Here is a 16,252-nt window from a genome sequence, read left to right on the forward strand (position 1 = left end):
GGATTAAAATAACTTTTGGAGGATTTTTCCCCATCTAAGCTTGCGGATAAAATTACCTTCAGATTTGGTGACTAAGAAGGGGTGCTGTGCTCTTTTGGCTTTAAAAAAGCCAGCTATGTAATCATTAATCAATCGAGGTTGTTTTTTCAGTAAAGCTAATTTGATAGATGCAATCAAAGTAATGGCGAAACCATATCGCATTTTATAAAAAGCCTCACCTTGCTTGTATTTTGCTTTTGGGTTATAGGTGTTTCCTGTAGGTTTCAGGTGTTTTACTTTTAGCGATTCATCGGTTTTGATTTCCCAATTATGGTATTGCGCCAATAGTTCATCAACTGTATCCCAGCCCATTGCAGATTTAAGTCCTCCAATATCATGAAAACAGGATTTTCTATAAGCCTTTAATGCCCCTCGAATATGATCTTTATTTGTTAAGTTTTCCAGAATCCAATTGTCATCTTTTTTGATATAACAGAAACCACCTACCATTCCAGTTTTTTTATCTTTTTCGAAATGGTTTATTAATGTTTCCAAATAGTTTTTCGGAAAGATAAGATCTGCATCAAACTTACAGATTACATCGTATGCATCATCTAGTGTTTTATATCCTTTATAGAATGCGTTGATAACTTTGCTACCCGGCATATGATCTTCAGAGGAACTTGTATTTACTAAAGAAATGTACTCATACCTATCAATAAATTCTTTGACTATGCTTTCTGTACCATCGGTAGAGTTATCATTAACGACTACGATTTTTTTAGGAAGTATTGTCTGAGCAACTAATGATTCTAAAGTTTTAGAAATCAATAATTCTTCGTTATGCGCTGGTATGACAATATAAATGTTCAAGATAGTAGTATTTTAATCTAAGCTATTTCCTTTCTGCATAAATGATATAATATCTAGGAGTAAAATATCTAAGTAAAGGTCTGAAGCCAATTTTTTTAATTGGATGTGTCCATTTCTTTCTAGCTTTTATCTCCCAACCTGCTTTTTCTAGTAACCAATCAAACTGCCAATCTTCGAATTCATGATAGTGACGATCCCAAGGATCTGTTTTACTTCTATATGCAGGAGAAAACCATAATTTCAACGGAATGGAAGCTACTATTTTGTTTGCTTTAATATCACGTAATACGTTAAAAGGTGCGATAAGATGTTCAAAAATTTCGAAAGCCGTTACAACTTCTGCTTCACTTGTTTTTACAGCTTCAGTTTCTACATCAAGATCTTCTCCAGAAGTATTACCTACGGAGTATCCTTCTTTTTCCATAAACTCCACAAAAGGATTATGGACACCAAGGTCTAGTATAGTTGCAGGAGCAGAAACGTGTTCTCTTAAGAACTCTAATGTTTCTTTATATCGTTTGTGAGGAAACGTTCCTTCGTACATATTAATTTTAACTTTTCTTAATTAAAGACAAAATTACTCTAAACAAAAAAGGATACCATAAATATAGTATCCTTTTTATTTATTTTTTTAAAAGCCTAATTACATTCGTTTGTATATTCATATCTGTGTTTAGCAAATTCTGACACTTGATTTTATCTCCGTACTTTTCAATCATAGTAGGAGAATCTCCAAAGAATTATTTAAATTCTTCTTCCTAATTTTTTAAATCTTGAGCTTTTTTTAATTGCTGAAAATATAAAGCTTCTTTTTTAAATGCTAATTAAATGCTAATTAAATGCTAATTAAATGCTAAGATAAAGCCGTGTATTTTTGATTTATGCCGAATTACGTGCTACTTGTGACCCGTTCAATATTGATATAAAAAAGCATTAATATTCATGCCAGCACCAACACTGGCAAATAATAATATGTCTCCTGGCTGAATATATTGATTTGCTATTTTTCCTTTTAATATTAAATCAAATAGTGTAGGAATAGTAGCCACGCTACTATTTCCTAGTTTTTGTATGCTCATAGGCATGATACCATCAGGAGCTTCCTGCTCATACAATTCATAGAATCTTTTTACGATGGCTTCATCCATTTTTTCATTCGCTTGATGTATGAGAATTTTTTTAACTTGAGAAATATCAATATTCGCTTGATCCAAACATCTTTTCATTGCCTTGGGCACATTGGTTAAAGCGAATTCATATATTTTACGGCCATACATTTTAATGTATTTTGTAGTATCGTTTGAGGTAGCATCATAGGTGCTTCCGAAGTATAAAAAATTAGCCTCTTCATAGGTGTGAGAGGCACTTGCAGAGGATATAATTCCTCCTGTGTTTTCTGTAATTTCCATAATAGAAGCTCCCGATCCGTCTGAATAAATCATAGAATCTCGATCGTGCTTATCAATAACACGAGATAAGGTTTCTGCACCGATTATCAAACATTTTTTTGCCATACCACTTTTTATAAAAGAAACTGCTTGTATAATTCCTTCTATCCAACCAGGACAACCAAATAGTACATCATAGGCGACACAATATGGATTCTTTATTTTTAAAAGATGCTTTACTCTGGCAGCAAGACTAGGTACGGTATCGGCTTGTGATGAATTTTTAGTAACATCTCCGAAGTTGTGAGCAACAATAATATAATCTAAGGTTTCTGCATCAATACCTGAATCGGTAATGGCTTTTTCGGCAGAAAGAAAAGCAATATCCGAGGTGTTTAATGCTGAAGAAGCATATCTACGCTCTTCAATACCAGTAATTTTTTTGAATTTGTCTATAACAACAGGGGATGAATGTCTGATTTGACTACCATCCGTATTGAGAAATTGATGATTTTCAAAATCCACGTTTTGTATGATTTCTGTAGGAATATAGCTTCCTGTACCTGTTATTTTGATATTCATCTTCCCTTTTCTTTTTTTGTAGAAGAGAAGGTAGCTATTAAAAACCACTTTATTATGCTTGCATAATAAAATTTACGATGGCTAAGCTTTTATAATTACTATAGAATGTAGTAAAGGCGGATTAATTTTGTTTAGTTTTTAACTGTATTACAGTAGCGATGGATAATGCTCGTGTTTTCATTAATTCCGCTTTGACTCCTCTAAAGTTACTGTCTACTGTTGTAGTAAATACTCCTAACCAGGTATCAAAATGGATTTTTTCTATAATCTTTTTTTGATGCAGATTCTGGTGAATTAGTAATACATTCTTTTTGTAATTGCCTGTATAAAATAGTTGTTGCTCCCAGAAATCAGTAATATGTGGAATATGATCTTCTAGATTGATTTGGGCTATTTCGGTAAAAAACAAACCAATGGTAGGATCTTTCAATGCTTTTTTATAAAACGCCCACATCAGAAACTCAATATCCTCACGGCTAGTTATATCTTTTAAATTATCCTTGTCCAAAAATACCTTGATTTACATTAATGTATAGATGCAAAATTACAAGGTATTCGGACAAGTACTTTGGTTTTGGGCTATAATTTTTGTTTAGAGACAATAAGGTCTCGTAATTCTTGCTGTTTTTCTTTCTCAATCATTTTTTGATGGGCATAGGCAAAAATTGCATTTTCTACAACCTCATTTTCTCTTTCTCCTGATAGAATGTAGGAAATACTTGTTTTGGAATATGATTTTTTATTGGGGCTTAAAATCTTGTTCTGGTTTAAGTAAGCTTGTATTTTTTTTACGTGCTTACTTCCTATGACCTTTAAGATCGCAGTACGTTCTTCAGGTGTGATCATAAATAAGTTGGCTAATGTTGTTGGTATAAGTATCTTTGTGAATGTAATGTTATCGTTTTGTTATACAATATTATATAAAATATTGGATATACACAAATAATAGTCAATATTTTGGATAAAAAAGATAAAATTTTAGATAGAGTTATTGTTTTTGCAGCCCATTTAGGAATTAGTCTTAGAAGTTTTAGCCTTTCCATTGGGGCGAGTGCAGGGTATTTGCATAGACTGCAATCGGCTAATAGTAATATTGGAGGTGACTTTATAGAAAAGGTTATACAATTGTATACAGAGATTAATCCTACATGGTTGGTCACCGGAGAGGGAAATATGCTTAAGGAAGGTCATCTTGTAGAAGAATCTGAGACAGTTTATGGCAAAAAGGATTACTTCAAACAAGCTTTGCTCCGATACCTAGATGATCAAGATATCAGAGATAAACTCGCAGAAATAAAAAAGAAAGAGGAACTCGACATAGATTGAATTCCTCTCACTCATTTCTCAAAATATCATAATATTTCTTTAGCACCAGCGGCAGCTTCAAGATTTACTTTTACCACTGCTATACTGTTAAGAAATTTCTTTCCATCTTTTCGTTTAATGGTAATATGCGTTTTTCCTTCAGTCGCTTGTTTATCAGTGACCACTACTTTTGTGCCTTGTAATTTTTTGAAATTAGTAGTACCTCCCTTTTTGATGATAAAATTCAGACGTGGAAAGAAAATGTGTTGATAGACTTGTCCCGAAGGCGCTCCTAAGGTAAGAACATCACCAATGGCTATAGTGTCTGGAGACAAAAGTTTGGAATCTTGTGCATTCATCGTAACTATCGATAAAAATGTAATAAATAATAATAGATTTCTCATGGCTGTATAGTTTAATATTGTTGTTATGCATTCCTAAAATACCAATATTTGATTAACAATAAAACATAAAATTTGGTTAAATAATAGTTAATGTATTAATTATTGATAGTATTACTATTAATTTTGAGGCAAATAGTTTTATTTATGAAATACATACTTCAAGACTTAAAGGTTAATATCAATAATAACATATACCTTAAGGATCCAGAATCTTCGGCTTTAGGGAAAAAAATTGTTGAGTTTAGTATTCTATTAATTGATGAGATTGGTTTTGATAGTTTCACTTTTAAAAAGTTGGGAGTGAAAATAGGATCAAATGAAAGCTCGATTTATCGATATTTCGAAAACAAACATAAACTACTCTTATATCTTACTTCTTGGTATTGGGGATGGTTAGAGTATCAATTGGTATTTACCACAAATAGTATTTCTGATTCCAAAGAAAAACTAACGAAGGCTGTAGAGATTATCACTCAGACAACAAAAGAAGATTCTTCGTTTTCGCATATTAATGAAATTCTGCTTAACAAGATTGTCATTAATGAATATTCTAAATCATATTTAACCAAGGAAGTTGATAGTGAGAATAAAGATGGATACTTTTCTATATATAAAAGATTGGTAAATCGAATCAAGGATATGATTACAGAAGTAGATGGTGATTATAAATATCCTACTAGTCTAGCTAGTACTGTTACCGAAGGTGCTTTGCACCAGCATTTTTTAAAGGATCATTTTTCTTCATTAACCGATTGTGATGAGAATGTCACACCCACAACATACTTTATTAACCTAGTATTTAATTCTTTAAATAACCAAAAGAATGGCTAAAAACATATTGACTGCTTGGCAGCGTCTAATGGGACTCTTAAAACTGGATAAGAGAGATATCCTCCAAATTTTTTATTATGCAATTTTTGCTGGATTAGTAAGTTTGTCACTTCCTTTAGGAATACAAGCGATTATCAATTTACTTCAGGGGGCTCAGGTTAGTACTTCTTGGGTGATTCTGGTGATTTTAGTTACTGCAGGTGTGTTATTTGTAGGGATACTTCAGTTTATGCAAATCAGAATTATTGAAAATGTACAGCAGAAGATTTTTACCAGAGCTTCCTTTGAGTTTACCTATCGATTTCCTAAAATCAAAATGAGTGAGCTACGTAATTATTATCCACCAGAGCTTGCTAATCGTTTTTTTGATACGCTAACAATTCAAAAGGGATTATCCAAAATACTAGTGGATTTCCCTACAGCATTGGTGCAAATCATTTTTGGACTCTTACTACTATCTTTCTACCATCCATTCTTTATCATTTATGGTTTGTTGTTATTGGTGTTAATTTATATTGTTTTTAAGTATACAGCAACCAAGGGATTAGAAACAAGTTTGAGCGAATCCAAAAGTAAATACAAAGTAGCGCATTGGATTCAGGAAGTTGCTCGTTCTATAGTAAGCTTTAAACTATCAGGAAGAACTAGCCTGGCACTAAATAAGAATGATACATTGGTAGCTGATTATCTAGATTCTAGAGAGAGTCATTTTAGGATATTAGTAATACAATTTATCCAGATGATTGGTTTTAAGGTACTGGTAACAGCAGGGCTTTTATTAATTGGTGGAGTACTAGTTTTAAATCAGCAAATGAATATCGGTCAGTTTGTAGCGGCAGAGATCATCATTTTATTAGTGATCAGTTCTGTAGAAAAACTAATTGTAGGATTGGAGTCTTTTTATGACGTACTAACTTCTCTAGAAAAAATAGGACAGGTAGTCGATAAGGAACTAGAACCACAAGAAGGAGAAAAACCTTTCAAAGAAGATGAAGGATTTGTGATAGAGCTAGATCAAGTCTCTTATGCGGTTCCGGATAGAGATAAAAAAATCATAGATAATATCTCTCTTAATATTTCAGAGACTTGTACCATATTGATACAAGGATCTAATGGTTCTGGTAAGACAACACTTTTGCGATTGATGGCTGGTTTGATAGAGCCGGATAGCGGTAGTATTTATATTAATAATGTATCACTAAAAGGAGTAAACCTTAATTACTACAGAGGGTATTTAGGACAGTCACTAACAGAAGAATCCCCTTTCGAAGGGACGATTATAGAGAATATCACTTTCGGAGATAAAAGTATCACTAGTGATCAGGTGTATTGGGCACTAGAGAAAGTAGGATTACTCCAATTTGTTAAGGAACAACCAAAGGGATTACTAACGATGTTATATCCAGAGGGAAGACAAATTCCATATACCATTGCTAAAAAGATTGTTTTGGCTCGTGGAATTGTTAGAAAACCAAAACTACTGATTCTTAAAGATCCATTAGATCAATTTAATGGGGCAGAAGCTACCAGAATTATGGATTTTCTGGCGCATCCCGATAACCCTTGGGCATTAGTTGTAGTGAGTGAGAATAATAAATGGACATCACGCTGCGGTAGAATTATTACAATGGATAACGGAAAAATAGTAAGCGAAAAATAGAAGATATGCTAAATATTTCAAATAACAAGCTAAACAAAACTGTGGATATTTTAGGATATAAAGCGTCACAGAAGGTATTTGGTAAGGAGCATTATAAATACTTTAACCGGTTTTTATTAACATTTACCATCATTGTTTTTATCATATTGTTTTTTCCCTGGACTCAGAATATTACGGGTAATGGTTTTGTTACCACACTAACACCAGGTCAGCGACCACAGACGATTCAGTCACCAATACCAGGAAGAATAGAAGAATGGTATGTTCAGGAAGGAGATTATGTGAAACAAGGAGATACGATCCTACGAATCTCTGAGATTAAAAACGAATATTTTGATCCTAATCTAGTAGCAAGAACAGGGCAACAGATCAAAGCAAAATCGATGTCAGTTACTTCCTATGAAGAAAAGGTAAAAGCGCTTGGCAATCAAGCAAATGCTTTGGTGCAGGAACGAGTGTTAAAATTGAAGCAAGCCAATAACAAATTATTACAATCTAAATTAAAAGTAAAGAGTGATAGTATTGATCTGCAAGCAGCTAATACTAATATTCGTATTGCCGAGCGACAATATGATCGTACGCTTAAGTTAGAAAAAGAAGGGCTCAAATCACTGACGGATGTAGAAACAAAACGATTGAAGCTACAAGAGACGCAAGCCAAGCTAATATCACAAGAAAACAAATTATTGGCTAGTAAAAATAATGTGATCAATGCACAGATAGAGATGAACCGGATTCAGGCTGAGTATGCAGAGAAAATTTCAAAGTCTCAAAGCGATCGGTTTACTGCACAATCTGGTCAGTTTGATGCAGAAGCACAGGTAACCAAGTTAGAGAATGAATATACCAATTATGAGATGCGAAACGATTTGTATTACATCAGAGCACCACAAAACGGGTATATCAATAAAGCAATCCAGTCTGGTATAGGAGAAACCTTTAAAGAGGGAGATCAATTAGTAGGGATTATGCCATCAGAGTATGATATGGCGGTAGAAACATTCGTAAGGCCTATAGATTTACCTTTGGTACATATTGGAGAAGAGGTAAGAGTACAATTTGATGGATGGCCAGCAATCATATTTAGTGGTTGGCCTAACGTGTCCTACGGAACCTACGGAGGAAAAGTAGTTGCAGTAGAAACATTTATTAGTGATAATGGAAAATATAGAGTATTAATATCCCCAGATCCTAATGATCACAAATGGCCAGAAGGAGTACGGGTAGGATCAGGAGCATATACTATTGCATTATTAGAGGATGTGCCGATCTGGTTCGAATTATGGCGACAGTTAAACGGTTTCCCACCTAATTATTACCAACCAGAAGGTAAAGTAGCAACTACCAAAAAGAAAAAATAATCTATGAACAAATACTTGTTGTACAGTTTTCTTTTTTTGACCACGGTGCTATATGCACAGGAAGAAGATACCATTACGCTTAACTTTAAAGAGTATCTGGGTTTTGTAAAAAAACATCATCCAGTTGCCAAACAAGCGGAATTGAATATAAGTGTTGGAGAAGCGAATTTACTGAAATCCAGAGGTGGTTTTGATCCTAAAATTGAAGTAGATTATGATCGTAAAAAGTTTAAAGGAGACGAATATTATGATTTACTGAATGCTACATTCAAAGTGCCGACTTGGTATGGAATCGAGTTGAAAGCTAATTTCGAGCAGAATGAAGGAGTTTTTCTTAATGAAGAAAGAACAGTGCCTGATGATGGATTATATAGTGCCGGAATATCAGTACCAATTGCACAAGGATTATTAATTAACGATCGTATGGCATCGTTAAGAAAAGCTAGATTGTTCAGAGAACAAACCAAGGCTGATCGTGATCTTTTGGTCAATGAGATTCTATATGATGCATCTTTAGCTTATTTTGATTGGTTAGAAGCATTTAATGAAAAAGAGATCTATCAGAATTTTTTAACCAATGCCAGGATGCGTTTCGAAGGTGTAAAAAAGAGCGCCTTAGCTGGAGATAAAGCGATCATTGATACTGTAGAAGCTAAAATCACAGTACAAAACCGTCAATTAAGTTTAGAACAAGCAAAGGTAAAACTAATGAAATCCACCTTAGATCTTTCTAATTATCTATGGATCGGAAATAATATTCCGGTAGAGTTGCAGCCTAATGTGATACCGGATAATCAGGTGGATGAAGTTATTGATAAGACATTACAGATACAACAAGCATTATTGACAGATGTAGACCTGGTAAACCATCCTAAACTAAGATCATTAAATTATAAGATCGAAGGATTAGAAATAGATCGTAGACTTAAAGCGAATAAACTGCTACCTAAAATTAATCTAGAATACAATTTTATAACAGCTTCACCAGAAGTAGCTAACTCCTTTAATACTGCAGACTATAAGGGAGGTGTCACTTTTCAGTTTCCATTGTTTTTACGAAAAGAACGTGGAGCGGTAAAATTAGCCAAGTATAAAATACAGGATAGCCAGTATGAATTAGCAAGCGTACAACTACAGATAGAAAATAAAGTAAATGCGATCTATAACGAGTTAGAATCCTTTAAAACTCAAAATGGTTTAATCGCCAATATTGTAAATGATTATACCACCTTATTAAAAGCAGAAGAACGCAAGTTTAGTTTTGGGGAGAGTTCTTTGTTCTTGATCAATTCTCGAGAAAGTAAATTGATTGATGCAGAGCTAAAAAGTAACAAATTACAGAACAAGTATTTTAGTACTAAAGCGAAGTTGTTTAAGAACCTAGCCGTCAATCCAGAGAACCTGTAGTAGTTTAATACATTGTTTTTAAAGAAAGAGACTTCGAGAACCTCAGTCTTTTTATACCTGAATTGCCGCATAGTATGCACTCCGAGTCCTGAGCATAGTCGAAGGGCGTTCACAGCCAGTGTAACACTTTACATTTACACCGAGCCCTGAGCATAGTCTAAGGGCTCCCATTGAGAATTACAGGGTAATAGTCTCTTAAGCAACTCGAATTAGTATAGCTTAAAAATCATAACTATCTGTAATTGAGTGCATAAAAAAGTTTACCATCCTACGATTTTTTACACTAATGGAATATAAACCAACATTCGTAAAAAATCGTAACAATGGATATTTCAATTTTAAATGCAACGGTTCTTAACGCTATAGAAGAACCTTGTCCGGCTACCAATCTAATAGGCTATTACTTTCCTAATGAAAACCAGCAGAACACCTTATTTTCTGTAGATGGCCGACTAAATCAATCATTTCGGGATGGATCATTCGTACAATCAGGAGATGCTGTGGGCACTTTGGCTTCTGCAGCCGCTTTTCAATTAGTAGTAGAAGAAGAAGCTACGGTTAGACCCGGTTTTGGTGGTGCGGATAATCCTGATATTCCCATGGCAATCGCGGATCTCGCAGTTAGTGGCGTAACGAATCTGTCTAGTTTTCGTGGCAGTGCAACTGTACAATCGGGAGGTGTTTTTAGTTATAGTATTAGTGCTATCAAAGAATTAATTTTTACAGAAATAGAAACTGCAGCTACCAGAATGGTGGTAACACTTCCCACAGAAGAAACGGTCATCCGTAATGCAATTGATACCGTCGTCAATAGAGCATTAACTGTCATCTGGGCATTGCACGGTCCTGTTGCGTATAGAGAATCATTGCGTCCTGGATTGGGTTGGATTGCTGTCGATGCAGAAAATGATCAGCCATCGCGACCCGTCAATGTTCCAGCTGCCGATTGGGCAACACGTGATCTCGTGGTAGGAGTTACCCATAATGGTACACCTGTTAATTGTAGAACGCGATACGCAATAGCAGGTGGTGATGATACAGCACCACTAATTAATATTCTTGATAATTTACCGGCAACAGATGTTCCACCAGAAATTCCTGATGATGCTATAGTGGTAGTTTTTATGCACGGACATAGTTCTAATATAGAAGAAGGATATACCTTTTATGAACATTTGGTAAACTCAGAAGCATCCTGTTTGGTAAGACCATTGGTAATGATTGCCTTTGATTATCCATCGAATGGATATTCGCAGTATTTTGATCACGATGTGATTTCGCCGTTAGATACCACCACACGATTTGTTCCGGATCGTCCTTTAGATCGTCGATTTGGAATTCTGGAGTATTATGAAGCCTTTACAGTGTCTTTTATAGAAGGATTAGATAGAATGATGGTCGCTTACGGAAGACCGGGAATTCTCAATCGCATTGCAGCAGTAATGGGTGGAAGTATGGGCGGAAATCTGGCGCTGAGGTTATCAGAAAAATTAGTCACAAATCCCGAATGGCTTACTGCAACAGTTTCCTGGTCACCTGCGAGTTCGTATGGGTCTTTTGGGCGGAAAGATTATTTTATTCCCAGCCCCGGAGAGCATATCGATATTATCGGAAAAGAAGCGATAGAAAGAACCAGAATACGATCTACAGAAACTGAAAATAATGAAGCACGGCAAAATTTTATAGCACTTCAATTGGCTGGAGAACGCATTATTAATGACGGAACACCAGGATTCGAAGCGGTAACCAGACTGATCTCCGTACTGGCCCAACCATTATTGGCAGCATTGGTCGGAGGAGTAGTTCCATTTATACCTTTTGTAGGAGGTTTGGTAGCCCCGCTAGCTGCTGGACTTACGGGTTCTACAGTATTTGGTTCCTCGATATTCGAAGGAGTTGCCAATATTGTTGTTATTAAACAATCCGATACCTGGTTAAGTGAATTAAAACCAGAGTGTCGCCCCGGATGGGATGCCACAGTGGCATCACGAGCTGCCTTAGCACATCTATTAGAAATATATTCTGCCGATCGTAGAAGAATGCACTGGCGTGTGGCGTATGAGCAATTACTGTTTAGTCATCAGGATGAAATTGCAGCGAGTAGAGGTGTACCTTGTTATGAGGCATCTACTGTTCCTACTTTATTAATAGGTGGCGAAAATGATGTAGTAGATGATCAAACCGGATTTAATATCTATAAAGGTGTTCAGTTTCTGGCACCCAGAATGATTAATAATCCGGGCAGAGCAGTTTATGCAGCAGATACAGGGCATTCTATGCATGTAGAACGACCTAATTTTCTAGCAGCAGAGATTCATAAATTTATTTGTAAGCAATATGCACATACTGTAACAGCAGTTCGCAGAGAAGAAGGAAGGATTACCGAGCTTTATTTTGGACCAATGTTTAAAACCGTTTCGGCAGCAGATGCCTTAGAAGATATTAAGTACAATAGAGTACAGTATTACGTAGCCGGAGCTGATGGTGCTCGTACTAGTATTTATGTAAAAAGATACCTTACCACACTGCCAGATGAAACTACGGATAATAACTTGCGATCATTACCGGAAAGTACATTACCAGCACCACCGCCAGGGGAGTCCGTAGGTACTGCCGGTTTAGGAAATAGTTTTCAGGTGACCCATATACGAATCCGAGGTTCGCGACGTACTCCCTGGGAAAGCTGGGTAAGTTATCTATGTAATGATGCTCTGGGGATACAGATGCCGATACAACGTGCAGAATTAGATATAGAACATGGTCACAGACGCTATTATATCCGAACAGCCGAAGGAGAAACTGATCTCCGATTGGTAGAATATATGACGACCTATCCTAACTATGATACCGAAGACAATTTATCTTCTTTACCAGATATCGAAGAATAATTCTGGTTATACTGAGCATTTACACTGAGCCCTGAGCGTAGCCCAAGGGCTCGGTCTTTTTTATGTCTTAATTGCGGAATAGTATTCACACTGAGTGTCACACTGAGCCTGTCGAAGTGTAGGCCTGCTCAAGTGCGTTTACTCATTAACATAAGGCCTCTACCCATTAGCGAACAGCTTCGAAGGATTAAAACAATGTTTCGAAGCATTGTTTTAATCCTTCGAAGGGTTGTTCTATGACCTCTAACCCCTAAAATTAGGGCTCAGACCCCTTTAGGAAGGGCAGTTACCCCTAATTTTAGGGCTTCCTACCTTCATTGTATGCCTTGTATGCATTATATCATCTCTTATAACTATTAAATCAATCCTTCGAACTACCTCTGCGAGGGGTAAAGGGTGTGTCGGTAAGGGGTGATGCCTTAAAATACCGGGTAATGGGTATTGAGATCCGATCATTCGTACGGTAGTTTTACATCATATTATAATGTTAACTATTATTTTTTTGAATTATGGAAAAGCAATTATCTAGTTTAAATTTTAGAAAGAGTACGGACCCAGAAAAGGTTTTTGATGAAATCACAAGGCGAGTAAACGATGCGGAAATCATGGCAGAGATTAATGAAAAATTTAATTTCTCTGGGGATAAGAGCTTTATCGAAAGTTTTAAAGAAAACTATACATCAAATATAGATAACTCTTCTATTTTTAATAGAACCTTATTTGATGTTGATATAGAGGCATTAGATGCGGATCAAATTTATACGATAGCCGCAGAAACGATTGTAATGAAATACGGTCGGCCTTCATTACTTATACAAAATGGAAAATTCGAAAAGCCAGAAAGCGATGTTTGGAAAGGGAGGCTCCATCATGACTCCATCCTGGATAATATACCAAGTGTTGGGAGAATCGAACTTCAGAACCATGCTACTTATGATTGGGTAGGCACAGGATGGCTATTAGAAAATTCTGAGTATTTAATTACCAATAGACATGTAGCAAAGGTTTTTGCAAAAAAGAACGGAAACTCATTTGTTTTCAAGCAGAACTTAGAAGGAAGAACGATAAAATCATTTATTGATTATAAAGAAGAATTTGGTGTAGATGAAGAATCTTCTTTTAGAATAGATGAGATCGTACATATAGCAAAGCCTAATGAACCTGATGTAGCTATTATGAGGGTAAATCCGAACAATTTAGATGGACAAATACTTCCCGAAGGATTAAAAATTTCTGACGTACCTGCTTCCTTAAATTCATATGTATATACGCTGGGATATCCTGCAAAAGATTCTAGAATACGAGATTCCAGTCTGATGGAACGAATCTTTAAGAGTGTATATAATGTAAAAAGGTTAGCTCCTGGTAAACTCATCAATACGAATTCTTATGATTATGAATATCATCACGACTGTTCTACGCTAGGGGGAAATTCTGGATCTCCGGTAATTGATCTACAATCCGGAAAAGTGGTAGGATTACACCATGCGGGAACTTATAGAAAATACAATTGGGCAGTACAATGTGAATATTTATTAGAACTAATCACAAGTTTGTCTTTAGTCTAGCATAGAAACTACTACGCTACAAGGGGTATTCATAATGATGATATCATAACAAATTCTAAAACTTTTTTTAAAATGACAAAAAAAATACATAAGCTCTACCTATTCCTATTCTTGATTTCCTTAGCAAGCTGCAAAACTGTTAAGCATTTTGTGAATAAGGAGTTTGAACCATTATCAGTGAAAGATCAGCAAATCAAATCTTTAGAAGAGAATATTAAAAATATTGATTCTTTAGAGCCTAACATAGGGATTCGGATTGGTAAAGATATATTACAAGAATTCTTACCCAAAGAAATTGAACAGGGAGCGAAAGAGATGAATGAACCGAATTTTAAAGTACATGAATTTAAACCTTCCGTTGATCTAACAAAGCAAGCCATAATAATCGAGGCAGATTTTAGCGCCTCCCTTTTAGAAATACAGACAAAAATAAAAGGTAAGCTCAAAGGATATATAGCAATATCATCAGTTAAAGATAGTATCTTCTTACTTCCGGCTTTAAAAACATTAAAAGTTCAGGATATAGAATTTACAGATAGCAAACCGAAACTAACCAATAGAGCGATTGCTGCTCTTATAAAACCAGCAGCCAAACATTTTTTAGATAACCTAAATGGACATTTTATAAAGAAAATGCCTTCAATCTATACCGGATGGGGAGCGGTTACTAAATTGAATACTAGTGAATTGTTTAGTAATAACGAAACTACGATTACTGGTCCAACGGTTGATATCGGGAGGTATATAAAAACAACTTCTTTGCTAGTTGACACTAAAGGTGTTTCTATACTATTGGAGCTGGAAAAAAGAAAACAGACGCGTGTTTCAGATTCGGTCGTAGTAGCAACAAATAAATCGAGTAATACTCAGTTACAGGAGTATTATAAAACCTATCAGAACACATTTACTGAATTATGGTTAAAAAATTTCCAAACATATGGAGATTCTACCCGCTTATCTGTAGGTATTACGAAATCCACAATAGCCGGAATTTTTAATGATGTGTTATCAACAGCTTCATTAAATGTCAATCATCCAATTAATATCCCTAAGAGTGCTAGTAATGATAAACTCGAAATCGATAGATTAAAATTGGATTGTAATTCGGTAAGAGAAAAATTTAGTTTTCCTGATTTTAAATATGGTAAATCGTGCAAGTACAGCTGTATGAAAAAGATTAAAGTTAGAATAGGTTTTATAAAAATTACCAAAAGGATAGAAGATCCTTTCTGTGCAGCTGCCAGGACCGCCTGTAAGGTAGCAAGAGAAACGGCTAGAGTAGCCTGGCAAACTTCTCGAGAAACTGCCAGGATCGCCCACCAGGTATATAACGAAGGAAGAGTTGCAGCCTGTAAGATAGCAGTAGAAGCGAGTGAACTTGTAAATCTAGGTCGCCTAAAAACATCTAGCGAAGGAGAAGGTGTGGCTCAATTAAATATTAACAATATCGCCATGAGCAATGATTTATCATCTATGCATTTAAAAACGAAAGGCAATGTGCGTCTTACTCTTAAATCTTCATTAGAAATACAACCGCAAGATATAGGACATTTAGCAGTGTGTTCGGTTAATTACGACAAGCGTATTACGACAAGATTAAAGGGAGATATTTTTACTCAGTTTTCTGAAATTAATTTTGATCCTGTAAAAGTTGGAGACGATATTATTCTTACGGGTCATGTAGCACCTATTGGATACAAAGCAAAAGCAGATATGAGTCCGCTACACGAGTTACTCGGAGATCCGTTGTTAGCAACAAAGTGTCCATTTTTATATTCCACATTGCTTGCTGGCGGAATAGCGGGAGGAGCTGCGGCCGTATTAGGATTAATAAAAGATCCTAAGCTACAATTGTTATTAAAAGGAAGTGCAGTTGGCGCTTATGAGATGGAGCCGTTTACTCAGAAATTAACTCCAATTATTTTTAGAATTAATAATGGAGAAGATCGCAAATCCAATATCGATTGGGGACAAAATAGTATAGAGTACAATTACTAATAAAAAAA

Annotated in this window: 14 protein-coding genes; 8 read left to right on the top strand and 6 right to left on the bottom strand. The window is 35.4% G+C overall.

Annotated elements, in window-relative coordinates; genetic code table 11:
• Window positions 1–3: 3 nt before the first annotated feature.
• From D1818_RS19125 to D1818_RS19145, 5 genes are all read right to left on the bottom strand, one after another.
• Window positions 4–852: a glycosyltransferase family 2 protein gene (locus tag D1818_RS19125; RefSeq protein ID WP_118460802.1), complete on the bottom strand. Its 849-nt coding sequence runs from the start codon at window positions 850–852 to the stop codon at window positions 4–6.
• A 22-nt stretch (window positions 853–874) separates the two neighbouring features.
• On the bottom strand, window positions 875–1,396 hold the full coding sequence (locus D1818_RS19130; protein ID WP_118460804.1) for a methyltransferase: 522 nt from the start codon (window positions 1,394–1,396) through the stop codon (window positions 875–877).
• Window positions 1,397–1,763: 367 nt separating this feature from the next.
• The gene (locus tag D1818_RS19135) at window positions 1,764–2,822 is read right to left on the bottom strand and encodes a 3-oxoacyl-ACP synthase III family protein (RefSeq protein WP_118460806.1); all 1,059 of its coding nucleotides are present in this window, start codon (window positions 2,820–2,822) and stop codon (window positions 1,764–1,766) included.
• Between the two features lie 121 nt (window positions 2,823–2,943).
• Window positions 2,944–3,330 (bottom strand): group III truncated hemoglobin, encoded by a 387-nt coding sequence (locus D1818_RS19140; protein WP_233558527.1) that lies wholly within the window; start codon window positions 3,328–3,330, stop codon window positions 2,944–2,946.
• A 71-nt stretch (window positions 3,331–3,401) separates the two neighbouring features.
• The gene (locus D1818_RS19145) at window positions 3,402–3,668 is read right to left on the bottom strand and encodes a recombinase family protein (protein ID WP_118460810.1); all 267 of its coding nucleotides are present in this window, start codon (window positions 3,666–3,668) and stop codon (window positions 3,402–3,404) included.
• 111 nt (window positions 3,669–3,779) lie between these two features.
• On the opposite strand from D1818_RS19145, the gene D1818_RS19150 reads away from it, so the two are divergent.
• Window positions 3,780–4,148, top strand: coding sequence for a hypothetical protein (locus tag D1818_RS19150; RefSeq protein WP_118460812.1), 369 nt, complete (start codon window positions 3,780–3,782; stop codon window positions 4,146–4,148).
• Between the two features lie 26 nt (window positions 4,149–4,174).
• On the opposite strand, the gene D1818_RS19155 is transcribed toward D1818_RS19150, so the two are convergent.
• The gene (locus D1818_RS19155; RefSeq protein WP_118460814.1) at window positions 4,175–4,531 is read right to left on the bottom strand and encodes a hypothetical protein; all 357 of its coding nucleotides are present in this window, start codon (window positions 4,529–4,531) and stop codon (window positions 4,175–4,177) included.
• 144 nt (window positions 4,532–4,675) lie between these two features.
• Here D1818_RS19155 and D1818_RS19160 point away from each other — a divergent pair, with 144 nt between their 5' ends.
• From D1818_RS19160 to D1818_RS19190, 7 genes are all read left to right on the top strand, one after another.
• Window positions 4,676–5,362, top strand: a complete 687-nt coding sequence (locus tag D1818_RS19160; protein WP_118460816.1) for a TetR/AcrR family transcriptional regulator — start codon at window positions 4,676–4,678, stop codon at window positions 5,360–5,362.
• Window positions 5,355–7,022, top strand: a complete 1,668-nt coding sequence (locus D1818_RS19165) for a peptidase domain-containing ABC transporter (RefSeq protein ID WP_118460818.1) — start codon at window positions 5,355–5,357, stop codon at window positions 7,020–7,022. The genes D1818_RS19160 and D1818_RS19165 overlap by 8 nt, the downstream gene beginning before the upstream one ends.
• A 5-nt stretch (window positions 7,023–7,027) precedes the next feature.
• Entirely contained in the window at window positions 7,028–8,383 is a 1,356-nt protein-coding gene (locus D1818_RS19170; RefSeq protein ID WP_118460820.1) for an HlyD family secretion protein, read from the top strand.
• 3 nt (window positions 8,384–8,386) lie between these two features.
• Window positions 8,387–9,790: a TolC family protein gene (locus D1818_RS19175; RefSeq protein WP_118460822.1), complete on the top strand. Its 1,404-nt coding sequence runs from the start codon at window positions 8,387–8,389 to the stop codon at window positions 9,788–9,790.
• Between the two features lie 323 nt (window positions 9,791–10,113).
• On the top strand, window positions 10,114–12,678 hold the full coding sequence (locus tag D1818_RS19180; RefSeq protein WP_118460825.1) for a DUF3892 domain-containing protein: 2,565 nt from the start codon (window positions 10,114–10,116) through the stop codon (window positions 12,676–12,678).
• 509 nt (window positions 12,679–13,187) lie between these two features.
• Window positions 13,188–14,246 (top strand): serine protease, encoded by a 1,059-nt coding sequence (locus tag D1818_RS19185; RefSeq protein ID WP_118460827.1) that lies wholly within the window; start codon window positions 13,188–13,190, stop codon window positions 14,244–14,246.
• Between the two features lie 72 nt (window positions 14,247–14,318).
• Complete coding sequence (locus D1818_RS19190; RefSeq protein WP_118460829.1) at window positions 14,319–16,244, top strand: hypothetical protein; 1,926 nt, start codon at window positions 14,319–14,321, stop codon at window positions 16,242–16,244.
• The last annotated feature ends 8 nt before the right edge of the window (window positions 16,245–16,252 follow it).

The organism is Aquimarina sp. BL5 (assembly GCF_003443675.1).
Classification (GTDB): Bacteria; Bacteroidota; Bacteroidia; order Flavobacteriales; family Flavobacteriaceae; genus Aquimarina.